Source organism: Streptomyces sp. NPDC049585 (assembly GCF_040675615.1).
Classification (GTDB): Bacteria; Actinomycetota; Actinomycetes; order Streptomycetales; family Streptomycetaceae; genus Streptomyces; species Streptomyces luteosporeus.
The window spans coordinates 133,341-154,487 of record NZ_JBFAPE010000013.1; the positions used below are offsets into that span (position 1 = coordinate 133,341).

Annotated in this window: 22 protein-coding genes; 14 read left to right on the forward strand and 8 right to left on the reverse strand. The window is 73.6% G+C overall.

Going from position 1 to position 21,147, the window contains the following annotated elements:
• The first annotated feature begins 202 nt into the window (after positions 1 to 202).
• From AB0K17_RS16310 to AB0K17_RS16330, 5 genes are read left to right on the forward strand one after another with little or no spacing between them, the layout of a single operon-like run.
• Positions 203 to 1,486: a prenyltransferase/squalene oxidase repeat-containing protein gene (locus AB0K17_RS16310; protein ID WP_365965401.1), complete on the forward strand. Its 1,284-nt coding sequence runs from the start codon at positions 203 to 205 to the stop codon at positions 1,484 to 1,486.
• A complete protein-coding gene (locus AB0K17_RS16315; protein ID WP_365965400.1) occupies positions 1,483 to 2,148 on the forward strand; it encodes an SCO2322 family protein in 666 nt (221 codons plus the stop codon). Before AB0K17_RS16310 ends, AB0K17_RS16315 begins: the two co-directional genes overlap by 4 nt.
• Entirely contained in the window at positions 2,145 to 3,365 is a 1,221-nt protein-coding gene (locus AB0K17_RS16320; RefSeq protein ID WP_365965399.1) for a CbiQ family ECF transporter T component, read from the forward strand. Before AB0K17_RS16315 ends, AB0K17_RS16320 begins: the two co-directional genes overlap by 4 nt.
• Complete coding sequence (locus AB0K17_RS16325) at positions 3,362 to 5,035, forward strand: ATP-binding cassette domain-containing protein (RefSeq protein ID WP_365965398.1); 1,674 nt, start codon at positions 3,362 to 3,364, stop codon at positions 5,033 to 5,035. Before AB0K17_RS16320 ends, AB0K17_RS16325 begins: the two co-directional genes overlap by 4 nt.
• Positions 4,984 to 5,862, forward strand: coding sequence for an ECF transporter S component (locus AB0K17_RS16330; RefSeq protein WP_365965397.1), 879 nt, complete (start codon positions 4,984 to 4,986; stop codon positions 5,860 to 5,862). The genes AB0K17_RS16325 and AB0K17_RS16330 overlap by 52 nt, the downstream gene beginning before the upstream one ends.
• Here AB0K17_RS16330 and AB0K17_RS16335 read toward each other — a convergent pair.
• Positions 5,846 to 7,015 carry a steroid 3-ketoacyl-CoA thiolase gene (locus AB0K17_RS16335; RefSeq protein ID WP_365965396.1) on the reverse strand — a complete coding sequence of 390 codons (1,170 nt, stop codon included), beginning with the start codon at positions 7,013 to 7,015 and terminating at the stop codon, positions 5,846 to 5,848. The two genes, AB0K17_RS16330 and AB0K17_RS16335, sit on opposite strands and share 17 nt — an antisense overlap.
• A 431-nt stretch (positions 7,016 to 7,446) precedes the next feature.
• On the opposite strand from AB0K17_RS16335, the gene AB0K17_RS16340 reads away from it, so the two are divergent.
• From AB0K17_RS16340 to AB0K17_RS16355, 4 genes are all read left to right on the forward strand, one after another.
• Positions 7,447 to 8,688 (forward strand): cytochrome P450, encoded by a 1,242-nt coding sequence (locus AB0K17_RS16340; RefSeq protein WP_365965395.1) that lies wholly within the window; start codon positions 7,447 to 7,449, stop codon positions 8,686 to 8,688.
• 287 nt (positions 8,689 to 8,975) lie between these two features.
• A complete protein-coding gene (locus AB0K17_RS16345; protein WP_365965394.1) occupies positions 8,976 to 9,596 on the forward strand; it encodes a DUF6230 family protein in 621 nt (206 codons plus the stop codon).
• Positions 9,583 to 9,987: a DUF6114 domain-containing protein gene (locus AB0K17_RS16350; RefSeq protein WP_365983299.1), complete on the forward strand. Its 405-nt coding sequence runs from the start codon at positions 9,583 to 9,585 to the stop codon at positions 9,985 to 9,987. Before AB0K17_RS16345 ends, AB0K17_RS16350 begins: the two co-directional genes overlap by 14 nt.
• Positions 9,987 to 10,664 (forward strand): hypothetical protein, encoded by a 678-nt coding sequence (locus AB0K17_RS16355; protein ID WP_365965392.1) that lies wholly within the window; start codon positions 9,987 to 9,989, stop codon positions 10,662 to 10,664. The genes AB0K17_RS16350 and AB0K17_RS16355 overlap by 1 nt, the downstream gene beginning before the upstream one ends.
• Here the strand turns inward: AB0K17_RS16355 and AB0K17_RS16360 are convergent.
• Complete coding sequence (locus tag AB0K17_RS16360; protein WP_365983300.1) at positions 10,651 to 12,579, reverse strand: bifunctional glycosyltransferase 87/phosphatase PAP2 family protein; 1,929 nt, start codon at positions 12,577 to 12,579, stop codon at positions 10,651 to 10,653. The genes AB0K17_RS16355 and AB0K17_RS16360 overlap by 14 nt on opposite strands.
• 73 nt (positions 12,580 to 12,652) lie before the next feature.
• On the opposite strand from AB0K17_RS16360, the gene AB0K17_RS16365 reads away from it, so the two are divergent.
• Together AB0K17_RS16365 and AB0K17_RS16370 are read left to right on the forward strand one after the other, a co-directional pair.
• The gene (locus tag AB0K17_RS16365) at positions 12,653 to 13,348 is read left to right on the forward strand and encodes a helix-turn-helix domain-containing protein (protein WP_365983301.1); all 696 of its coding nucleotides are present in this window, start codon (positions 12,653 to 12,655) and stop codon (positions 13,346 to 13,348) included.
• A gap of 24 nt (positions 13,349 to 13,372) precedes the next feature.
• Entirely contained in the window at positions 13,373 to 13,699 is a 327-nt protein-coding gene (locus AB0K17_RS16370; RefSeq protein ID WP_365983302.1) for an antibiotic biosynthesis monooxygenase, read from the forward strand.
• A gap of 52 nt (positions 13,700 to 13,751) precedes the next feature.
• On the opposite strand, the gene AB0K17_RS16375 is transcribed toward AB0K17_RS16370, so the two are convergent.
• Positions 13,752 to 14,345, reverse strand: coding sequence for a hypothetical protein (locus tag AB0K17_RS16375; RefSeq protein ID WP_365983303.1), 594 nt, complete (start codon positions 14,343 to 14,345; stop codon positions 13,752 to 13,754).
• A 109-nt stretch (positions 14,346 to 14,454) separates the two neighbouring features.
• Between AB0K17_RS16375 and AB0K17_RS16380 the strand changes: the two genes are divergently transcribed.
• Entirely contained in the window at positions 14,455 to 14,967 is a 513-nt protein-coding gene (locus tag AB0K17_RS16380) for a GNAT family N-acetyltransferase (RefSeq protein ID WP_365983304.1), read from the forward strand.
• 7 nt (positions 14,968 to 14,974) lie between these two features.
• Here the strand turns inward: AB0K17_RS16380 and AB0K17_RS16385 are convergent, their stop codons facing one another.
• Complete coding sequence (locus AB0K17_RS16385; RefSeq protein ID WP_365965387.1) at positions 14,975 to 17,065, reverse strand: MFS transporter; 2,091 nt, start codon at positions 17,063 to 17,065, stop codon at positions 14,975 to 14,977.
• Between the two features lie 304 nt (positions 17,066 to 17,369).
• Here AB0K17_RS16385 and AB0K17_RS16390 point away from each other — a divergent pair, with 304 nt between their 5' ends.
• Positions 17,370 to 18,062, forward strand: a complete 693-nt coding sequence (locus AB0K17_RS16390; RefSeq protein ID WP_365965386.1) for an HAD-IA family hydrolase — start codon at positions 17,370 to 17,372, stop codon at positions 18,060 to 18,062.
• A gap of 218 nt (positions 18,063 to 18,280) precedes the next feature.
• Here AB0K17_RS16390 and AB0K17_RS16395 read toward each other — a convergent pair whose 3' ends face one another.
• Both AB0K17_RS16395 and AB0K17_RS16400 read right to left on the reverse strand, forming a co-directional pair.
• Positions 18,281 to 18,649 carry a hypothetical protein gene (locus AB0K17_RS16395; protein WP_365965385.1) on the reverse strand — a complete coding sequence of 123 codons (369 nt, stop codon included), beginning with the start codon at positions 18,647 to 18,649 and terminating at the stop codon, positions 18,281 to 18,283.
• 111 nt (positions 18,650 to 18,760) lie between these two features.
• Positions 18,761 to 19,243 (reverse strand): MarR family transcriptional regulator, encoded by a 483-nt coding sequence (locus tag AB0K17_RS16400; protein ID WP_365965384.1) that lies wholly within the window; start codon positions 19,241 to 19,243, stop codon positions 18,761 to 18,763.
• Between the two features lie 50 nt (positions 19,244 to 19,293).
• On the opposite strand from AB0K17_RS16400, the gene AB0K17_RS16405 reads away from it, so the two are divergent.
• Positions 19,294 to 19,737: a hypothetical protein gene (locus AB0K17_RS16405; protein ID WP_365983305.1), complete on the forward strand. Its 444-nt coding sequence runs from the start codon at positions 19,294 to 19,296 to the stop codon at positions 19,735 to 19,737.
• A gap of 10 nt (positions 19,738 to 19,747) precedes the next feature.
• Here the strand turns inward: AB0K17_RS16405 and AB0K17_RS16410 are convergent, their stop codons facing one another.
• Together AB0K17_RS16410 and AB0K17_RS16415 are read right to left on the reverse strand one after the other, a co-directional pair.
• On the reverse strand, positions 19,748 to 20,641 hold the full coding sequence (locus AB0K17_RS16410; RefSeq protein ID WP_365965383.1) for a virginiamycin B lyase: 894 nt from the start codon (positions 20,639 to 20,641) through the stop codon (positions 19,748 to 19,750).
• Between the two features lie 29 nt (positions 20,642 to 20,670).
• Positions 20,671 to 21,078 carry a hypothetical protein gene (locus tag AB0K17_RS16415; RefSeq protein WP_365965382.1) on the reverse strand — a complete coding sequence of 136 codons (408 nt, stop codon included), beginning with the start codon at positions 21,076 to 21,078 and terminating at the stop codon, positions 20,671 to 20,673.
• Positions 21,079 to 21,147: the final 69 nt, after the last annotated feature.

Sequence of the window (21,147 nt, forward strand, 5' to 3'; positions counted from 1 at the left end):
GAGCATCAGTTGTGCGTCTCTGTGCTGATAGCAGCTGCCGGGGGACGGGGCAATGGAGGTGCCGGGCAGCCGGGGCGCGGGCCGGGTCGGCAAAGGGGGCGAATATGTCGATATCAGTGCTCGGTAAGGGGCCGGATAGAGTGGTCGTCCCCTACCGGAAGCGCCGCCACCCGGCCGACTGAACAGACCGAGAGGCACCACCATGGCCCCCTCCCCCGCCGCCCGCGTGCGCCGCGCCGCCGCGACCCTGGCCACCGCCGCCGTCCTGAGCGCGCTGGCCGCCCCCGCGGCCCTGGCCGACGGCGGCTCCCCCGCCCCGGCGGCCGCCCCGGTGGCCCCCGGCCTCTTCGGCACCGGCGACCCCCAGTACGACGGCGTCTTCCGGCAGTCGCTCGCCCTGCTCGCCCAGCACGCCACCGGCGTGACCCCGGCCCCGCAGGCCGTGCGGTGGCTCGCCGGCCAGCAGTGCGCCGACGGCGGCTTCGCCGCGTACCGCGCCGACACCGGCCGGGCGTGCGACGCCAAGGCCGGCGAGTTCACCGACGCCACCGCCACCGCCGTCCAGGCCCTCGCCGCCACCGGCGGCAACGAGCAGGCCGTGGCCAAGGCCATGACCTGGCTCACCGCCCACCAGAACGAGGACGGCGGCTGGGGCATGGCCCCCGGCAACCCCACCGACGCCAACTCCACCTCCAGCGCGATCGGCGCGCTCGCCGCCGCCGGCAAGGACGTCGCCAAGGCGACGGCCAGGAGCGGCAGGAGCCCCTACGACGCACTGCTCGCCCTGCAGGCCGGCTGCGACAAGAACGAGGACGAGCGCGGCACCTTCGCGCCCAACGACCTCGCCTCCGCCGCGGCCGCCCTCGGCATGCTCGGCAAGGGCTACCTCGCCGGCACCCCCGCCAAGGACACCAAGGACGCCAAGCCGGCCGACAAGCCCCTCAAGCCCCTGGAGTGCGCCGACGGCGACACCTCCGCGCGGCCCCAGGACGCGCCGGCCGGCGCCGAGGCCGTCGCCGCGTACCTGGCGCGGAAGACGGAGGCCAACGGCGGCTACCTGAAGTCCGCCATGCCCGGCGCCCCCGAGGGCCCGGACCTGGGCACCACCGCCGACGCCACCCTCGCCCTGGCCGCCGGCGGCCACCGCGCGGCGGCCGGAAAGCCCCTGACGTGGCTGCAGTCCGCCGACGCCAAGGCCGCCGAGTGGGCCAAGGGCAACCCCGGCCGCCTCGCCAAGCTCGTCCTCGCCGCGCACGCCGCCGGCGCCGACCCGCGCGCCTTCGGCGGCACCGACCTGGTCACCGCCCTGAACGAGACCGGCCCCAAGCAGCAGCCCACCGGGTCGGCCTCCCCGGAGAAGAAGGACGAGAAGAAGAAGGACTCCGGCAAGGGCATGGGCGTCTGGTGGATCGTCGCCGTCTTCTTCCTCGCCAGCACCGGCGTCGGCTTCCTCATCAGCGGCCGCAGGAAGAAGAACCAGCCGTGACCGGGCGCAGCACCAAAGCCCTGGCCGCCGCGCTGCTCGCCGGCGTGCTCGCCGTGCTCGGCGCGGCGCCCGCCCACGCCGACGGCTACCGCTACTGGTCCTTCTGGCAGGCGGGCGGCACCCAATGGACGTACGCCACGCAGGGCCCGGCCACCGCCCGGCCCGCGGACGGCAGCGTCGTCGGCTTCCGCTTCGCCGTCAGCAAGGACTCCTCCGACGCCGCGAAGCCGCGCACCGCGCCCGCCTTCGGGCCGGTGTGCGACGCCACACCGGCGCGCGAGGGCAGCAAGCGCATCGCCGTCGTCCTCGACTTCGGCACGGCCGCCGACGCCGCGAACGCCGTGGAGCCCCCGGCGGCCCACAGCGCGTGCGCCCAGGTGAAGCAGGATGCGAGCGCCGCCGACGCGCTGGCGGCGGTCGCACCGCCGCTGCGCTACGACTCCAACGCCCTGCTGTGCGCCATCGCCGGCTACCCGAAGTCCGGCTGCGGCGAGAAGGTCGGCGAGCAGGCCACGGACGCGCCGAAGTCCACCGCGACGCCCGCCGCCGGGCAGCAGGACGACGACGGCGGCCCCTCCGCCGGCCTGATCGCGGGCATCGCCGCCGTGGTCGTCCTCGGCGGCGCCGCGGTCTGGCAGGCACGGCGGCGTCGCAACGGATGATGCGCGGACACGACCGCGCGTCCGCACTGCATCCGGGCGCGTGGTGGGTATGGGCACTGGGCCTGGCCACCGCGGCCTCCCGCACGACGAACCCGCTGCTGCTCGGCCTGCTCGTCGCCGTCGCCGGCTACGTCGTCGCCGTGCGGCGCACCGACGCCCCCTGGGCCCGCTCCTACGGGGCGTTCCTGCGGATCGGGCTCGCCGTCGTCGTCATCCGGCTCGTCTTCGCCGTCGTGCTCGGCTCGCCCATCCCCGGCACGCACACCGTCCTCACCCTGCCCGAGGCGCCCCTGCCGCACTGGGCGCGCGGGGTGCGCCTGGGCGGCCGGGTGACCGCCGAGGCCCTGCTCTTCGCCCTGTACGACGGGCTGAAACTGGCCACCCTGCTGGTCTGCGTGGGCGCCGCCAACGCCCTCGCCAGCCCGGCCCGGCTGCTCAAGTCCCTGCCGGGCGCGCTGTACGAGGCGGGCATGGCCGTGGTCGTCGCCATGACCTTCGCCCCCCACCTCGTCGCCGACGTCCGCCGGCTGCGGGCCGCCCGGCGGCTGCGCGGCCGGCCCGACCGCGGCCTGAAGGCCCTGCTGCAGGTCGGCCTGCCCGTGCTGGAGGGCGCGCTGGAGCGGTCCGTCGCCCTGGCCGCGGCGATGGACGCCCGCGGCTACGGGCGCACGGCACACGTGCCGCCCACGCTGCGGCGCACCACCACCGCCCTCACCCTCGGCGGCCTGCTCGCCGTCTGCGCCGGAACGTACGGCCTGCTGGCCGACGCGGGAGCGGCGTACGGGGTGCCGGTGCTGGTGACGGGCGTGCTGCTGGCCCTCGCGGGCCTGTGGCTCGGCGGACGCCGGACGCTGCGCACCCGCTACCGGCCGGACCGGTGGGGCGCGCGGGCCTGGCTCGTCGCGGCGTCGGGTGCGGCGGTGGCGGCACTGACGATCTGGGCGGCGGCGCGCGAACCGGCAACAGCCCTGCACCCGCCGGCGTTCCCGCTGACGGCCCCGACGCTGCCGCTGTGGCCGGCGGCGGGTCTGCTGCTGGGGCTGCTGCCGGCGTGGATCGCCCCGGCGACCCAGCCGGTTCGTGGGCAATCGTTCCGCAGGGCGATGGGGGCACCTCCCAGCGGTGGCTGGGGGAGGGTGGGCAAAAACCGGGCCACCGGGCCGCACCACCCCTCGCCCACCGGGCAGCACCGCCGCGACAAGGAGCCCACGCAGTGATCCGGTTCGAGAACGTCTCGGTCACCTACGCCGACGCGAGCCGCCCCGTCCTCGCCGGTGTCGACCTCACCGTCCCCGAAGGGGAGTTGTGCCTGCTCGTCGGCCCCTCCGGCGTCGGCAAGTCGACCCTCCTCGGTACGGTCAGCGGTCTCGTCCCGCACTTCAGCGGCGGCACCCTGCACGGCAGGGTGACCGTCGCGGGCCGTGACACCCGTACGCACCGTCCGCGCGATCTCGCCGACGTCGTCGGCACCGTGGGCCAGGATCCGCTGGCGCATTTCGTGACCGACACCGTCGAGGACGAGCTCGCCTACGGCATGGAGTCCCTCGGCGTCCCGCCGGCCACCATGCGCCGCCGGGTCGAGGAGACCTTGGACCTCCTCGGTCTGGCGGCCCTGCGGGACCGGCCGATCGCCGAGCTCTCCGGCGGGCAGCAGCAGCGTGTGGCGATCGGTTCGGTCCTGACCACGCACCCCGAGGTGCTGGTGCTGGACGAGCCGACGTCCGCCCTGGACCCGGCGGCGGCCGAGGAGGTCCTGGCCGTCCTGCAGCGCCTCGTCCACGACCTGGGCACCACCGTGCTGCTGGCCGAGCACCGGTTGGAGCGGGTCGTGCAGTACGCGGACCGCGTGATCCTGCTGCCGGGCCAGGGCCTGCCCGCGGTGGCCGGTACTCCGGCGGAGGTCATGGCGGTCTCGCCGGTCCGGCCCCCGGTGGTCGCGCTGGGCCGGCTCGCGGGCTGGTCGCCGGTGCCGTTGACGGTGCGCGACGCCCGCCGCCGGGCGGGCGGGCTGCGCGAGCGCCTGGCCCCGTACGCGCCCGCCGTGAGCGCACCGGAGGCGGCCGCGCCCGTGCCCCGCCCCCGCCGCCCGTGGCGGAGGAAGGCCCGGCCGTCCGGGGAGGCGGCGCCCGCCGCGCAGGTGACGGGCGTGGCCGTGCGCCGGGGCCGCGTGCCGGCCCTGCGCGAGGTGACGCTGTCGGTGGGCGCCGGGGAGACGGTGGCGCTGATGGGCCGCAACGGTGCCGGGAAGTCCACGCTGCTGCGCACGCTGGCCGGCCTGCACGAGCCGCAGCGCGGCACGGTGCGGGTCGGTGGTGCGGACCCGCGCCGGGTGGCCGCGCGCGAGGTGTTGCGGCACGTCGGTCTCGTACCGCAGGACCCGCGGGACCTGCTGTACGCGGACACGGTGGCCGCGGAGTGCGCGGCCGCCGATCAGGACGCGGGGGCGGCGCCGGGCACGTGCCGGGCCCTGGTCTCGGAGCTGCTGCCGGAGGTGGCCGACGAGGTGCATCCGCGCGATCTGTCGGAGGGGCAGCGGCTGGCGCTGGTGCTGGCGGTGGTGCTCACGGCCGGGCCGCCGCTGCTGCTCCTGGACGAGCCGACGCGCGGCCTGGACTACGCGGCGAAGGCTCGTCTGGTGGGGCATCTGCGCGGGCTGGCCGCGGCCGGTCACGCCATCGTGCTGGCCACGCACGACGTGGAGCTGGCCGCCGAGGTGGCGCACCGGGTGGTGGTCCTGGCGGAGGGCGAGGTGGTGGCCGACGGGCCGACGGCGCAGGTCGTGGTCTCCTCGCCGGCATTCGCCCCGCAGGTCGCGAAGATCCTGGCGCCCCAGCCGTGGCTGACGGTGGCGCAGGTGGAGAAGGCCCTGCAGGGGGAGGCGTCGTGACCCGTCCCGTCCGGCTCGGCCCCCGCTCGGTCGCCGCCCTGGTCCTGGTCACGGCCGTCGGTGTGGCCGCCTTCGGCTGGCCGCTGCTGGCCGCACCCGGTTCGGGGCTGGCGCATTCCGGGGATGCGCCCTGGCTGTTCGCCGGTCTGCTGCCGTTGCTGCTGGCCGTGGTGGTGGCGACGGTCGCCGACACCGGGCTGCAGGCGAAGGCGGTGGCGATGCTGGGGGTGCTGGCGGCGGCGGGTGCGGCGCTGCGGCCGCTGGGTGCGGGCACCGCGGGCATCGAGCCGATGTTCTTCCTGATGGTGCTCTCGGGCCGGGTGCTGGGGCCGGGCTTCGGGTTCGTGCTGGGTTCGGTGTCGATGTTCGCCTCGGCCCTGCTGACCGGCGGGGTGGGACCGTGGTTGCCGTTCCAGATGCTGGCCATGGGCTGGGTGACCATGGGTGCGGGGCTGCTGCCGGGGGCGCAGCGGTGGCGCGGCCGCCGGGAGACGGTGCTGCTGGCGGCGTACGGCGCGGTGGCGTCGGTGGCCTACGGCACGGTGATGAACCTCCAGGGCTGGCCGTACATCGGCTCGCTGGCCTCGGGGATCTCCTTCGTGCCGGGTGATCCGCTGCCGGACAACCTGGCCCGTTTCGCCGCCTACTGCCTGTCGACCTCCCTGGGCTGGGACCTGCCGCGGGCCGTGGTGACGGTGGTGGCCACGCTCACGGTGGGGCCGGCGGTGCTGCGGGCGCTGCGCCGGGCGACGCGGCGGGCGGCGTTCGATGCGCCGGTGGCGTTCGCCGAGGTCCCGCCGCGGGATCGCGTCACAGCCGCTGAATGATCGTGGCCGCGGCCTGTGCCCCGCCCGCGCACATGGTGACGAGGGCGAATTCGCCGTCGCGGCGTTCGAGTTCGTGCAGGGCGGTGGTGATCAGGCGGGCGCCGGTGGCGCCGACGGGGTGGCCGAGGGCGATGGCGCCGCCGTTGACGTTGACCTTGTCGAGGTCCTGGTCGAAGACCTGGGCCCAGGAGAGCACCACGGAGGCGAAGGCCTCGTTGATCTCGACGAGGTCGATGTCGCGCAGCGACATGCCGGCCCTGCCGAGCACGGCCCGGGTGGCGTCGACGGGGCCGTCGAGGTGGAAGTGCGGGTCGGCGCCGACGAGGGCCTGGGCGACGATGCGGGCGCGGGGGCGCAGCCGCAGGGCGCGGGCCATGCGCTTGGAGGCCCACATCAGGGCGGCGGCGCCGTCGGATATCTGCGAGGAGTTGCCGGCGGTGTGCACGGCGGTGGGCATGACGGGTTTGAGGCCGGCGAGGGCCTCCAGGGTGGTGTCGCGTAACCCCTCGTCGCGGTCGACCGAGCGCCACATGCCGCCTCCGGCGAGCTGTTCCTCCTCGGTGGTGGGCACCTGGACGGCGAAGGTCTCGCGCTTGAAGCGCTCCTCGGCCCAGGCGCGGGCGGCCCGCTGCTGGGAGAGCAGGCCGAGGGCGTCGACGCGTTCGCGGGTCAGGCCGCGCCGGCGGGCGATGCGTTCGGCGGCCTCGAACTGGTTGGGCAGATCGACGTTCCACTCGTCGGGGAAGGGCTTGCCCGGCCCGTGCTTGGAGCCGCTGCCGAGCGGCACGCGGGACATGGCCTCCACGCCGCAGGCGATGCCGACGTCGATGACCCCGGTCGCGATCATGTTGGCGACGAGGTGGTTGGCCTGCTGGGAGGAGGCGCACTGGGCGTCGACGGTGGTGGCCGCGGTCTCGTAGGGCAGGCCCATGGCGAGCCAGGCGGTGCGGGCGGGGTTCATGGACTGTTCCCCGGCGTGGGTGACGGTGCCGCCGACGATCTGCTCGACGCAGTCGGGCTGGATGCCGGTGCGGGCGAGCACCTCGCGGTAGGTCTCGCCCAGCAGGTAGGCGGGGTGGAGGTTGGCGAGCGTGCCTCCGCGCTTGCCGATCGGGGTGCGTACGGCTTCGACGATGACGGGTTCGGCGGCCATTGGCTCGTTCGCTCCTTAAGCGTCGCGGGGCGTCCCGGCGCCCCGGCCGGCAACGAGGGCCTGTCCGGCGGATCGTTTCGTGCCCGGTAAGGGGCACGGGGCAGCGTTCGATCTGCGGCTGCCGCCGCGTGGGCGCGATCGGCCACCGGCGGCCCGCAGTTGATGCACGGCACTCCCGCTGCGGGGCACGGCACGATCCGCCGGAAAGACCCTGGTACGTGTTCTAGTTCCGCCTGGCAGTCTTACGAGCCCCACCGCCGGGCACAAGGGGTGCGCAGGCCGCTCCGGCAAGGGAACGCGCCATCGCCCTTGCCGTCGCGGGCCGGTCTCACTACCGTCGGACGACAACCTTCTGACGGAGCGTCAGAGATCTCCGGGGCGGCTCCGTCACTCATTGGCGGTTCCCCGGCGGTTCCTTGGCGGTGGTGGCCATGTCCTCCTGTCCCGCGCTGCCCGACGGCTTCGACCTCACCGATCCCGACCTGTACCGGCAGCGGCTGCCCCTGCCGGAGTTCGCGCTGCTGCGGCGTACGGCGCCCGTCGCCTGGATCGCCCAGCCGCCGGGTGTCTCGGGCTTCGGCGACGCGGGGTACTGGGCGGTGACCCGGCATGCCGACGTCAAGGAGGCCTCCACCCGGCCGGAGGTCTTCTCCTCCTCCCGCAACACCGCCATCATCCGCTTCAACCCGCGCATCAGGCCCGAGCGCATCGACGCCCAGAAGCTGATGATGCTCAACATGGACCCGCCCGAACACACCCGCGTCCGCCGCATCGTCCAGCGCGGCTTCACCCCGCGGGCGATCCGCGCCCTGGAGGGCGCCCTGCGCGAGCGGGCCCGGGCCATCGTGACCGCCGCCGGCGAGCGCGGCAGCGGCGACTTCGTCACCGACATCGCCTGCGAACTGCCCCTGCAGGCCATCGCCGAGCTCATCGGCATCCCCCAGGGCGACCGGTCCCGGATCTTCGAGTGGACCAACCGCATGATCTCCTACGACGACCCGGAGCTCGCGGTGAGCGAGGAGAGCGGCACCCGCTCGGCGGCCGAACTCATCGCGTACGCCATGGCGCTGGCCGCCGACCGCACCCGCTGCCCGCGCCGGGACATCGTCAGCGCCCTGGTGGCCGCGGAGGACGAGGGCAACCTCGCCTCCGACGAGTTCGGCTTCTTCGTGCTGATGCTGGCCGTCGCGGGCAACGAGACCACCCGCAACGCCATCAGCCACGGCATGCACGCCTTCCTGACCCACCCCGAACAGTGGGCGCTCTACCGCAGCGAGCGCCCGGTCACCGCCGCCGAGGAGATCGTGCGCTGGGCGACGCCGGTGGTCTCCTTCCAGCGCACGGCGACCTGCGAGACGGAGCTGGGCGGCGTACGGATCGGGCCGGGCCAGCGCGTCGGCCTGTTCTACGCCTCCGCCAACCACGACCCGGAGGTCTTCACGGCGCCGGGCGCCTTCGACATCACCCGCGACCCCAACCCCCACCTCGGCTTCGGCGGCGGGGGCCCGCACTTCTGCCTGGGGCGCTCGCTGGCGGTGCTGGAGATCGGCCTGATCTTCGACGCCATCGCCGACACCCTGCCCGGCATCCGTCTGGCCGCGCCGCCGCGCCGCCTGAGATCGCCCTGGCTGAACGGCATCAAGGAACTGCGCGTCCACTACCGCGCCCCCTAGGCAGGGTGCCGTGCTGCGCCTGGGCTCGGGGTGGCGCGTTCGACTGCGGGGCGCCGTGGGCCGGCGCAGTGCCCCGTCAGGGGCGCGGGGCAGCGTTCGATCTGCGGCGGCCGCCCAACTCCCTTTTGCGCCACGGCCATCGGTCCATACCTGAACCCTTGTCAGCTACATGCGGTGCACTTACCCTCGGGTACACCTTTCCGGGACGGCGTCTGCGCGCCAGGTCGCGCACCGCAGCGCCCGCTCCCCCATGCACCACTCACCTCACTCGTCGAGGGGACATCCGCATGAAGGACGCTCAGGGAAGACAGGTGACGGGCCGGGTCAGGTGGCGCAGGTTCGCCGTGCTGGCCGTGCCGGGCTTCGCCGCCACCGCCGCACTGGCCGTCGCGCTCTCGCAAGGGGCGCTGGCCGCGTCGTTCGCCGTCTCGGGCCAGGAGTTCAAGGTCGGGGCGTCCAGCATCGAGGGCCTGGGCTTCGCCCAGTACGGCGGCATCGACAAGAACGCGCGCGGCAAGCTGCTGCCGGTCGCCGTGACCGCCATCAAGAAGGCCACGATCCACGACCTGTGCCAGTCGGTTGTCACCAGCCTGCCGGTGATCGGCGACATCTCCCTCAGCCTCACCGCCGGCAAGGGCGGCAACCCGGTGGAGGCGGAGAACCTCTTCCTCGACGCCACCCACATGGGCGGCAACGCCACCTTCGAGGACATCGAGATCGGCCGCGACGCCTCGACCCTCAACAAGGGCCCCGCCTCGGCCCAGGGCCTGCAGGACGCCTTCGGGCAGCAGGCGAAGTCCATCAAGATCGACAATGTGCAACAGGTGGCCTGGGCGACCACCGCGGGGAAGTTCAAGCTCTCCGGCCTGAGCATGGACGTCAAGCTCGGCAAGCATGAGTGCTTCTGACCTCCGGCGGCGCTGGCGGCTGTGGCGCAAGGGCCGCCCGTTCTGGGGCGGCCTGGCCGCCGTCCTCGCGGGCGCCGAGATCTGCGTCATTCCGCTGGCTCCGCTGAAGGTCATGCTGGAGCAGGGCATCGCGGGTGTTCCCGGGGTGCTCATGGGCCTGGTCATGATCGTGATGGGCCTCTCCGCCTGGTTCGCCCCGCAGTACCGGGCCCTGGCCGGGATCCTCACCGTCCTGGTCGCCACGGCGACGCTGGTGATGTCCAACCTCGGCGGGTTCCTCATCGGCACGATCCTCGGCAACGTCGGCGGCGCCATGATCTTCGCCTGGCAGCCGGTGCCGGCCGTTGCACGAGGCGCGCAGGAACGTTCTCCCTCCCCCAAGGAGTCCTGATGCCGTTACGTACGCACGCCCTCATGACCGCCGGTGCCGCGCTCGCCGCGGCCGCGCTGACCCTGGCCGGCAGCGGCCCGGCCGGCGCCACGGCCGCCGACGAGGCCGGTCCCACCACCGTCCGGCCCGCCGGCCACGCGTTCGCCGCCACCCTCAACGGCGAGGTCACCCTCAGAGCCGGCTCGCTCACCGTGACCTGTACGACGTCCACCTCCGCGCCCACCGCCGGCAACGACACCAACCACGTGCCCGCGGCCCCCGACAACACCAATGCGGCCGGCCCGGTCGTCAGCAAGGCCAACGCGCCCACCTTCTCCGACTGCAGCTCCAGCCTGCCCGGCGTGGACATCACCATCACCACGACCGGCACCTGGGACATCGCCATGCAGCACGGCTCCCCCGACACGGCCTCGCTCACCGCGCCCGCCGCCGGCATGGTCCTCAAGAGCAGCGGCCTGGCCAACTGCACCGTCACGGCCTCCCCCGACGCCCCCGCCGTGATCCCGGCGACGTACACCAACGGCGCGCCCTCGCAGATCACCGTCACCGACGCCGCGGTCCCGGTGAGGATCGAGGGCGGCTTCGGCTGCCCGACGACCGCCACGACGGCGGTCTTCAACGCGAAGTACGACGTCACGGACGTCACGGACCCGTCGTCGCAGATCACGGTCGGCTGAGCAGCCGGGCCGGGGGCCTCGCCGCCTCCGGTTCGCGCACCACCCCGCACGTCCCGCTGCGCGCCCCGGGGATCGCCGCGAGCGCCGGCCGCCCCGGGCCCGTCAGCGCGTACTGGAGGGCGAACCCGCAGGCCACCACGAGCGCACCGCCCGCCGCGTCCAGCACGTAGTGGTTGGCGGTGCCGACGACCACCGACGAGGTCAGCAGCGGGTAGAGCATCCCGGCCCAGCGCAGCCACCGCCTGCGCGTCACGACCGCGATCACCACGCCGCACCACAGCGACCAGCCGATGTGCAGCGACGGCATCGCCGCGTACTGGTTGGACAGGTCGGTCAGCGCCCCGAAGTCGGGGTTGGACAAGTCCTGCGGGCCGTTGGCGGTGTCGACGAAGCCCAGGCCCGGCATCAGCCGCGGCGGGGCCAGCGGGTAGAGCCAGAAGCCGGCGAGCGCCAGCAGCGTCGCGAGGGCCAGCGCCGTACGCGCCCAGCGGTAGGTGGCCGGGCGGCGCCAGTACAGGTAGCCCAGCAGGCACATCGGCACCAGGAAGTGGAAGGTGCCGTAGTAGTAGTCCATGGCGTCCGCGAGGCCGCCGCGCCCGGCCACGAAGTGGTTGAAGGCGTGCTCGACGTCCAGGTGCACGAACTCCTCGACCCGCAGGATCTGCCGCCCGTGGTACTCCGCCGTACCGCGCGAGTCGGGGGCCTGGGCACGGATGTAGGAGTAGACCCAGTAGCCGACCCGTATCAGCATCAGCTCCAGCAGCAGGTTCGGGCGGTTGAGGGCGCGCTTGAAGAAGCGCAGCAGCGGCACCCACGTCGAGCGGCCGCGCTGCGGCTCGGCGACGGGAGTGGGCGCGGGGGCGTCCCACTCGGCGCAGGAGCGCGACAGGAACGGCACCACGCAGGCCGTGACCAGCGCCGCGAGCAGCGGCGCATGCCGGCCGACGGGCCCGAGGACGGGATTCGGCGGGACGAGGACGACGCTGGGCAGCGTCGTCACGAGCACCGCCAGCACCGGCCACGCCGGCCGGTCGGCGCGCCTGCGGCCGACGCGGCCCACCGCGGCCAGCAGGATCCACAGCTGCTGGTGCGGCCAGGCGATCGGGGAGACGACCAGCGCCGCACAGCCGGTGACGGCGGTGGCCAGCAGCACCTGCCCGTCCCCGGCGTAGCGGGCGGCCCGGCGCAGCGCCACCACGACCACGACGGCGCCCACCAGCCCGTACAGCCCCAGCTCCGCCGGCCCGCGCAGGCCGGCGCGCAGCAGCAGAGCGTGCAGCGACGCGGCGGCCGCCCCGCCCGGTCCCGCGCCGGCGATGCGGTGCGCCCCGTGCACCCAGTACGTCCACGAGGCCTCCGGCAGCGCCGCCCAGGCCAGCGCCGTGCAGACGGCGAAGACGACACCGGTGCCGACGGCGGCGCGGCGGCGCCCGGTCAGCCACAGCAGGGGCGCGAACAGCAGCGCCGCCGGTTGCAGCGCGGCGGCGAGCCCGGTGAGCACGCCCGATACCCGGCCGCGGGGCGGGCAGCAGCCCAGCAGGACCAGCAGCACCGGGACGATGCCGCTCTGCCCGAGGACGAAGCCGTGCCGCACGGGCAACGAGGCGACGGTCAGGACGACGGCGAGCGGGGCGAGCACCGGCCGCAGGCGCGGGCCCACCGGGCCGGGCACGGCCCGCGCCGCGACCAGCGCCACGGCGACGGCCGGCAGCAGCGCGCCCGGCGTCCCCTCCAGGGGCCCCAGGACCAGCCCCGCGAACGGGGTACCGATCACGTGGTCGCCGCCGTGAAGGGCCCCCTTCCCGTGGAACAGGACGGCCACGGCCCGGCGCACGAACGGCAGCCCGGCCACCAGGCACAGCGCCCCCAGGACCACGCCGACCCGGGAGACCGCCCTCCGCTGCGCATCCGCCACTGCTCCGCCGCTCCTCCGAAAACTCCCACAGGTCGCCTGATTCCAACGCTCCCGGGGCCGTTAGGGTGCGGTCATGAGCACCAGCGGACGTACGACGGGACCCGGGGACGACGCGACGCGAGCAGGCGCCCCGCCGCTGCGGGCCGACGCCCGGCGCAACCGGGAGCTGCTGCTCGCCGCGGCCCGGGAACTGTTCGCCGAGCAGGGCCTGGAGGCCCCCCTGGACGAGATCGCCCGCCGCGCCGGCGTCGGCAACGCCACCCTCTACCGGCGCTTCCCCACCCGCGAGGCCCTCATCGAGGCGGTCTTCCACGAGTCCCTCGCCCAGGTCATGGCCATGGGCGAGCAGGTCCGCCGCGGCGAGGACGCCATGGCCGCCCTCACCTCCTACATGGAGCGCATCTTCCAGGGCCTGGCCGCCGACCGCGGCGCGATCGAACTGATGACGACGACCATCGAGGCCGGCGAGAGCCTCGCCGCACTGCGCCGGCACAACCACGAGACGGTCAACGAGCTGGTCCGCCGGGCCCAGGAGCAGGGCACGATGCGGCCGGACGTCGTCGCCGAGGACCTCCTGCTCCTCCTCGCCGCCCTCGGCAGCTGCGTCCCCTCCGCCGACGCCGTCTCCCCCGGCTCCTGGCGCCGCCACCTGGCCCTTCTCCTGGACTCCCTGCGCACGGCCCCCGCCACCCCCCTGCCGGCCCCGCCCCTGACCATGCCGCAGGTGGCGGACGTCCTCGCCGATCTGGGCGGCGGCCGCCGCGGCTGAGGCGGCCTGCGGCAGGATGACCCCATGAGCATCGTGAAGATCAACGTCCTGACCGTCCCGGCCGAACAGCGCGAGGTCCTCGAACAGCGCTTCGCCTCCCGCGCGGGCGCCGTGGAGCACTCCGACGGCTTCGAGTGGTTCGAGCTTCTCCGCCCGGTCGAGGGCACCGACCAGTACCTCGTCTACACGCGCTGGCGCAGCGAGGAGGACTTCCGGGCGTGGATGGAGGGCCCGATGAAGTCCGCCCACCAGGGCGGCGGCGAGGGCGCCCCCCAGCAGCGCCCGGCGGCAAGCGGCTCGACCCTGTGGAGCTTCGAGGTCGTCCAGCAGGCGGGCCCGAAGAGCGCCTGATGCCGTTCCCCGGCGGACCCACCCGGGTCCGCCGGTCCCCGCGTGTCGCCCCTCACGTTGTCCGGCCGCTCGATTCAGGGGTGGCCGGAGGGTTTTCCCGGGCATGGTGCCACCGCTTCTCCGCGGAAACGCACCAGGCACGGCAAATGACGGCAATCGCGCCGAACACCAGGACCAAGGTGACCGTGTCACCGAGGGTGAGTGCGTCCGGTCCCTGGGCGCCTGTGATGACGTCGGCGCCTCCCATCACTCCATAGAGGTTGACGGCGAACAAGGCGATCCAGTACAGCACTCGGGCGAATCTCGCCGCGGGCGACATCAGGTGCCTCAAGAGCAGCAGCCGCTTCACTGTGATGGGCCTCGCCTCTTCCTGCGGTGTCGCTTCGGCTGCCGTGTAGCACTTTTCCAACCAGTCCTGAACCCTTGCCGCCGCCACCGGCGAAGGTGCCAACTGCTGTCGCATCTGCAACCAGCCACTGAGGAATTCCACCTCCATCCGGGCGGTCTCCAGACGTTCTCGGTGCAGTTGGTCGACGCTTCTTCGTCTCTTGTGGTCCTTGACCGCGAGTCCGACCCCTCCGACTGCGGCCGTGACGATCGGCACCATCAGCGGCACGACGTAAGAGAGAATGTCCTTGGTTGTCACCCGTAGCTCCTTTCCGCACGGTAATGGCGGTGCATCGGTAACGAGCGAAGAGAGCATCGGTCGCCAAAAGCAGCTGCCCCCTCGCAGCCGCCGTGCAACGATCCGCCGCATGACGAGCGCCGCCGCCCCCCTGTGGGCCATCGCCCCGCAACCCGCCGGCTCCCCGGAGGCGGCCGCGCTGCTGCGCGAGTACCTGACCGATGTGGCCGATCGCTGGCACCTGCGGGAGGACGGGCGGCCGTGCACCCCGGAGGAGATCGCGGGCTATCTGGCCGAAACGACCGACGACGACATCACCCCGCCGCTGGGCGTGCTGCTGGTGGGCCGGGACGGCGGAGGGGAGCCGGGCGGGTGCGTGGGGGTGCGGCGGCTCGACGCGCGTACGGCCGAGTTGACGCGGATGTTCGTACGGCCCGGGCACCGGGGGCTCGGTGGGGCGCCGGCGCTGCTGGCGGCCGCGGAGGCCGCGGCGCGGGCGTGGGGTGCGGGGCGGATGGTGCTGGAGACGCGGCGGGACCTGACCGAGGCGCGGGCGCTGTACGCCCGGCACGGCTACGTGGCGATCGCGCCGTACTGCGAGGGGCCTTACGCGGAGGTGTGGCTCGGCAAGGACCTCGGCTGAGCGCCGCTCAGCGGCGGTGGTCGCTCTTCGCGCCGCGTGCCTCGCCGTCGCGCGGCTGTTCGGCGTCCGAGCCGCACAGTTCGGCGCTGAGTTCGTGGACGAGCGCCTGGAGGTCGTGGGGCCGGTCCTTGGCCGTCCACCAGTCGCCGAGCAGCTCGGCGAGCATCTCCTCCCGGGCCCGGAAGAGCAGTTGGGCCTCCAGCTTGCCGGCCTCGGTGAAGAGCAGCACCGGCCCCTCGCGGGCGACCAGCCCGCGGGTCTCGAGTTCGCGGGCGGCCTCGGTGACGACGCGGACGGGGATGTCCGCGCGTTCGGCGAGGAGCGGGGGTTCGGCGTGGCCGTCGCGGTGGATGCGCAGGAGCATCCAGCTGGCGGCGGGGCGCAGGTCGAGCCCGGCGCGGTCGGTGACCTTCTCGTAGATGCGGCGCCGGCCCTCGCGGCTGCCCAGCAGGGACAGGGCGCGGGCGACCTCGTCGTGCGAGGAGCGTTCGACGGGGTTGCTGGAGACGACCTCGCTGGCGTCGGGGGCGGTGACGCTGGCGCGCAGGGGTTCCTCGCGCAGCAGCCAGGCGAGGGCGAAGGCGAGGAGCGCGGGGGGCACCGCGTAGAGGAAGACGTCGGTGATCGACTGGGAGTAGGCGGCGAGGACGGCGCCGCGGCGGTCGGCGGGCAGCCGTCGCAGGGCGTGCGGGTCGGCCTGCAGGGTGGCCGGTCCCAGGCCGGGCGGCAGGGGGACGCCGGCCAGGGCGGCGGCGATGCGCGGGCCGAGTTTGTTGGCGAAGATCGTGCCGAAGACGGACACGCCGAACGAGGCGCCGATGGAGCGGAAGAAGGTCGCGCCGGAGGTGGCGACGCCGAGGTTCTCGTACGCGACGGAGTTCTGCACGATCAGCACGAGGACCTGCATGACCAGGCCGAGCCCGAAGCCGAAGACGAAGAAGTACAGGCTCGTGGTGGCGGTGCTGGTGGCCGGGTCGAGCTGGTGCAGCAGGAGCAGGCCGAGGACCGTGACGGCGGTGCCGGCGATGGGGAAGACCTTGTACCGGCCGGTGCGGCTGACGATCTGGCCGGAGCCGGTGGAGGCGATGAGCATGCCGGCCACCATCGGCAGCATGTGCACGCCCGACATCGTCGGTGAGACGCCCTGGACGACCTGCAGGAACGTCGGCAGGTACGTCATCGAGCCGAACATCGCGAAGCCGATGACGAAGCCGATGACCGAGCACAGCGTGAACGTGCGCAGGCGGAACAGGCCCAGCGGCAGTACGGGTTCGGCCGCGCGCCGTTCGACGCGCACGAACGGCACCAGCAGCGCCACGCCCAGCACGCCCAGCCCGATGATCTGCCAGGACGCCCAGGGGTACGTCGTACCGCCCAGGGAGGTCATCAGCACCAGGCAGGTCGCCACCGCGGCGATCAGGAAGGTGCCCAGGTAGTCGATGCGGTGCGGGCGGCGGGCCGAGGGGATGTGCAGGACGGCGGCGATGACGGCGAGGGCGACGACGCCGACGGGGAGGTTGATGTAGAACACCCAGCGCCAGCTGAGGTGGTCGACGAACAGGCCGCCCAGCAGCGGGCCGAGCACGCTCGTGCAGCCGAAGACCGCGCCGAACACGCCCTGGTAGCGGCCGCGGTCCCGGGGCGGGACGATGTCGCCGACGATCGCCATCGACAGCACGATCAGGCCGCCGCCGCCCAGCCCCTGCAGCGCGCGGAAGGCGATGAGCTGGGGCATGTTCTGGGCGATGCCGCACAGGGCCGAGCCGGCCAGGAAGATCACGATGGCGGTCTGGAAGAGCTTCTTGCGCCCGTACTGGTCGCCCAGCTTGCCCCACAGGGGCGTCGCCGCGGTCGAGGCCAGCAGGTACGCGGTGACCACCCAGGACAGGTGCTCCAGGCCCCCGAGATCGCTGACGATCGTCGGCAGGGCGGTGGAGACGATCGTCTGGTCGAGCGCCGCCAGCAGCATGCCCAGCAGCAGGGCGCCGATGGCCACGCGCACGGTGCTCTGCGACCGTCCCTCACCGGGCGCGCCCACCGCCGCCGGCGCGGGCGGGGATGCGGCGGCCCCGGGGGGCCTCGGGGTGTCCTGGGCCATGGGCAGCTCCTCCCGAACGGGGGTGCGGTGCATGCGGCCGGCCCGCGTCACTCGGCCGGCGCCACTCGCCGGCTTCCATGGTCGCCCGGATGGCCGTCCACGGCTCGCCGGGCTAGGCCGACCAGGGCCGTTGGCGCTGCGGGCGCCCGTTTTGTATCTTTGAGAAACAAAGTGGCTCCGCCCGCACTCCCTGACCGGCGGGTGGAGCCGCTTGTCCTCAAAACCCCGCTGGTCCTCAAACCCGGCTTGCCCTTACAACCCCGCTCGCCTTCCCCCGCGCTCCGCCAGGCCCCTGGAGGCCCCGATGACGGCCCACGCCCCCGCCGAGACCCCCGCAGGCGCCACGCTCACCGCCCGCGCGCTCCTGCTGGACATGGACGGCACGATCGTCAACTCCGACGCCGTCGTCGAGCGCTGCTGGCGCCGCTGGGCCGCCGAGCACGACCTGAACGGCGACGCGGTCATGAAGGTCGTCCACGGCCGCCAGGGCTACGCCACCATGGCCGTCCTGCTGCCGGAGCGCCCCATGGAGCTCAACCACGAGGACAACCGGCGCATGCTGGCCGCCGAGACCGCCGACGTCGACGGCGTCGTCCCCGTCCCCGGCGCCCCCGCCTTCCTGGCCGCCCTCGCCGACCTCCCCCACGCCCTCGTCACCTCCGCGGACCGCGCCCTGTCCGAGGCCCGCATGACGGCCGCCGGCCTGCCCATGCCGCCGGTGCGCGTGACCGCCGAATCCGTCGGCGCCAGCAAGCCCGACCCCGAGGGCTTCCTCAAGGGCGCCGCGGAACTGGGCTTCGCCCCCGAGGACTGCATCGCCTTCGAGGACTCCGAAGCCGGCATCACCGCCGCCAAGGCCGCCGGCATGCGCGTCGTCGGCATCGGTCCCCGCGCCGCCGCCCACGCCCCGGACGTCGCGGTCGCCGACCTGACGTCGGTACGGGTGGACCAGGACGAAGAATCCGGCCGCATCCTGCTCCACATCACAGCGGCCTAACGCGCCCCGTCAGGGGCGCGGGGCAGTGCCGGACCACCACGGGGCCCCGTCAGGGGCGCGGGGAACTGCGCGACAAGCCACAAGGCACCCGCAGCCGAAAGCGCCGCGCTGGAACACCCGCACCCCGCGGGCCGGCACCCCGCCCGTGCCGAATCGCACCCGCACGACGGCAACCGGCGGCGCCGTCCGGCTACCGCGGCCCCGCCCCGTACGTCATGTCACGCCGCCTCCTGGGCCGTGACGTGGCTCATCGTCCGCTCCAGGGCCTCCACCGGGGAGAAGACAAAGAACTCGCTGTCCTCGACCGCCCGGGGCGAGTGCCCCGGCGGCCAGTAGAACGTCTGCCCCGTCTCGTACGTCTCCTCGCCCTGCGCGGTCCGCAGGGCGATGCGCCCCTTGGTGATGCAGCCCCAGTGCGGGCACTGGCACATGTCGTCCTCCAGGCCCTTGAGCCGGGGGCTCAGATCGGCACCCTCGGACGCACGCATGTACAGCACGCTCATGTCGCCACCGAGCTGCTGCGTGCGGATCTCGACTCCGCCGCCCGTGAACGTGACGGGCGTCTCGTCCCATGTCGTCGACGTCATGGCCGTACTCCTCGCGCTGCTGCCCCTTCTTTCACGATAGGCACGCGGGAATAGGTGCGCAGCCTCGGCCAACTGCCGCTACCGAGGGTTACAGCCGTCAAGGCATCCCCCTTACTTCCCCTCCCCCTCCATCACTTGCCCGAACGAGGCGACGAAGGCCGTGATGAGGCGGGCGAATTCACTGCGGTCGGATTCCGGCCAGTCCGCCATCGCCTTGCCGAAGACGGCCCGGCGCACCCGGTGCGCCCGCTGCAGCTGCTCCTTCCCCGATGCGGTCAGTTCGAGCAGCGTGCGCCGGCGGTCGGCGGGGTCGGCGTGCCGGGTCAGCAGCCCGTCCTCCACGGCCCGCAGCACCAGGCGGCTGGCCCGCGGCTGGTCGACGCCGAGCGCGGCGGCGACGTCCGTGACGGTGCAGGAGCGGCCCCGCTCCTCCACCGCGTCCAGCACCCCGAACAACGTGGGATCCACCACCTGGCGCCCGCCCTCGGCGGACGCCAGCCGGGCCAGCGAACGGCGGGTCTGACTGCGGCGGATCGCCACCATGGCCCGCTCGACGGCGGCAACGGCTTCTTCTTGCTGGTCACCCTTCGACATGCATGCTAGCTTACAACTGTTGTCATAACGCATGCATAAGGGGGACCCTCATGACCACCCAGGACACTGCCCTGCCCGACGTCCGCATCCACCGCCCGCTCGGCTACTGGCTCAAATCCATCGACCGTTCCATCGAAGAGAGCTTCGCCCGCCTCCTCGCCGACGAGAACCTCACCCGCCGCGGCTGGCAGGTCCTCAACACGGTCTCCTACGAGCCGATCACGGTCGCCGGAGTCGACGAGACGATGGCGGCCTTCCTCTCCGCCACCGAACCGACGATGCGCCCGTACGTCGAGGCCCTGACCGCCCGCGGCTGGGCCCGCCCGACGCACACCGACACGTTCGAACTGACGGAGGCGGGACGGGCCGCCCACCGCCGCATCTCCGAACGCATCGGAGCCGAACGCGCCCGCATGATGGAGTGCCTCACGCCGGACGAGTACGGCGTACTGATGGACCTCCTCCAGCGCCTGGCAACCCACCTCGACGCCTGAGCAGGCACCCTCACCCGGGAACGACGCGCGCAAGCGCGCCGTTCTCCAGGGCCACCCACAGCGCGCCGTCCGGCCCGAGCGCGATGCCGTGCGGCTCGCTGCCGGGCGTCGGCAGGTCGTACACCGCGATCGCACCGTCGGACGCGATACGGCCGACGCGATTGCCGCCCCACTCCGTGAACCACGCCGCACCGTTCCCGTCCGCGGTGATGGCATGCGGCCGGGCGGTGCGGTCGGGCAGCGGATACTCCGTGATCCGGCCGTCGGCGGTGATGCGACCGATCTGGCCGGCGGCGATTTCGACGAACCACAAGCCGCCGTCCTGGCCTGCGGCGATACCCACCGGCGCGGCGGCCTCGGTCGGCAGCGGGTGCAAGGAGACCGTGCCATCGGTGGTGATCCTGCCGATCGCATGGGCCTGGTTCAAGGTGAACCACAGCGCACCGTCGCCTCCGGCGGCGATCGCGGAGGGAAACGCACCGCTGACCGGGAGCGGGAACTCGGTGACCTGCCCGTCGGGGGTGATGCGGCCGATGCGGTCGGCAGCGGTCTCGGTGAACCACAGCGCGCCGTCCGGCCCGCAGGCGATACCGAACGGCGCACAGTCGGCGGTGGGCAGCGCGAACTCCTCGATCGCACCGTCGTCCACCGAGATCCGGCCGATCCGGTGGGCCTGGTACTCGGTGAACCACACCGCCCCATCGGGCCCGGAGGTGATGACCGTCGGCCGGCAGGACGGCTCCTGGAGCTGATACGTCGTCACCTCCCCGCCGGGCACCAGCCGGCCGATCCGGCCACTGTGGACGAGCGTGAACCACAGCGCACCGTCCGGCCCTGTGGTGATCGCGTACGGCCCGCCGTCACGGCCGGCCACCGCGTACTCCTCGATGGAAACCTGGGTCAAAGTGCTCCTCTCCGCGTCGTTCGAGGACTCTAACCCGCGGAGCAGAGACCGTCGTTCGGACAGAACATCACCCAGGTGTAGTTGTAGCCGCTCCGTATGGTCACGGGATTCGGCCGCGGGCCGTCGTTGATGTACGACCCCGGGTCGGGCGTGGCGGTGAAGGTGACCGTCGTGCCGACCGGGAAGGTCGCGGTGCAGTTACCGGTCGGGGTGGGCGCCGGGTCGGGGGACGTGTACGGGTCCCACGCCTGCGTGTGGCAGTTGATCCCGGCGGGCTGACTGGTGATGGTCCCCCCGCCCCAGCCGTCACTGATCCACGCGGACAGCTGAGCGGTGGACTGCGCCTGAACCGGAGCGACGGACGCCATCGCGACGGCCGTGACAAGTGCGGTGACGACTCCCGTCGCGCGCCAGGCGCCGTGCGTCTTTCTTCTCATGGCAGGCTCCTCGGATCGAACAAGCCGACCCCTACGACCAGCGTATTCACCCGCCCGGAGAGCTGCTAT

Excerpts from the sequence above, each read along its gene's own strand:
- AB0K17_RS16355 (WP_365965392.1), top strand. The coding sequence starts at position 9,987 with ATGCCGTTACGTACGCACGCCCTCATGACCGCCGGTGCCGCGCTCGCC.
- AB0K17_RS16390 (WP_365965386.1), top strand. The coding sequence starts at position 17,370 with ATGACGGCCCACGCCCCCGCCGAGACCCCCGCAGGCGCCACGCTCACC.
- AB0K17_RS16415 (WP_365965382.1), bottom strand. The coding sequence starts at position 21,078 with ATGAGAAGAAAGACGCACGGCGCCTGGCGCGCGACGGGAGTCGTCACC.
- AB0K17_RS16340 (WP_365965395.1), top strand. The coding sequence starts at position 7,447 with ATGTCCTCCTGTCCCGCGCTGCCCGACGGCTTCGACCTCACCGATCCC.
- AB0K17_RS16370 (WP_365983302.1), top strand. The coding sequence starts at position 13,373 with ATGAGCATCGTGAAGATCAACGTCCTGACCGTCCCGGCCGAACAGCGC.
- AB0K17_RS16350 (WP_365983299.1), top strand. The coding sequence starts at position 9,583 with ATGAGTGCTTCTGACCTCCGGCGGCGCTGGCGGCTGTGGCGCAAGGGC.
- AB0K17_RS16310 (WP_365965401.1), top strand. The coding sequence starts at position 203 with ATGGCCCCCTCCCCCGCCGCCCGCGTGCGCCGCGCCGCCGCGACCCTG.
- AB0K17_RS16320 (WP_365965399.1), top strand. The coding sequence starts at position 2,145 with ATGATGCGCGGACACGACCGCGCGTCCGCACTGCATCCGGGCGCGTGG.
- AB0K17_RS16380 (WP_365983304.1), top strand. The coding sequence starts at position 14,455 with ATGACGAGCGCCGCCGCCCCCCTGTGGGCCATCGCCCCGCAACCCGCC.
- AB0K17_RS16400 (WP_365965384.1), bottom strand. The coding sequence starts at position 19,243 with ATGTCGAAGGGTGACCAGCAAGAAGAAGCCGTTGCCGCCGTCGAGCGG.
- AB0K17_RS16345 (WP_365965394.1), top strand. The coding sequence starts at position 8,976 with ATGAAGGACGCTCAGGGAAGACAGGTGACGGGCCGGGTCAGGTGGCGC.
- AB0K17_RS16385 (WP_365965387.1), bottom strand. The coding sequence starts at position 17,065 with ATGGCCCAGGACACCCCGAGGCCCCCCGGGGCCGCCGCATCCCCGCCC.
- AB0K17_RS16395 (WP_365965385.1), bottom strand. The coding sequence starts at position 18,649 with ATGACGTCGACGACATGGGACGAGACGCCCGTCACGTTCACGGGCGGC.
- AB0K17_RS16335 (WP_365965396.1), bottom strand. The coding sequence starts at position 7,015 with ATGGCCGCCGAACCCGTCATCGTCGAAGCCGTACGCACCCCGATCGGC.
- AB0K17_RS16365 (WP_365983301.1), top strand. The coding sequence starts at position 12,653 with ATGAGCACCAGCGGACGTACGACGGGACCCGGGGACGACGCGACGCGA.
- AB0K17_RS16405 (WP_365983305.1), top strand. The coding sequence starts at position 19,294 with ATGACCACCCAGGACACTGCCCTGCCCGACGTCCGCATCCACCGCCCG.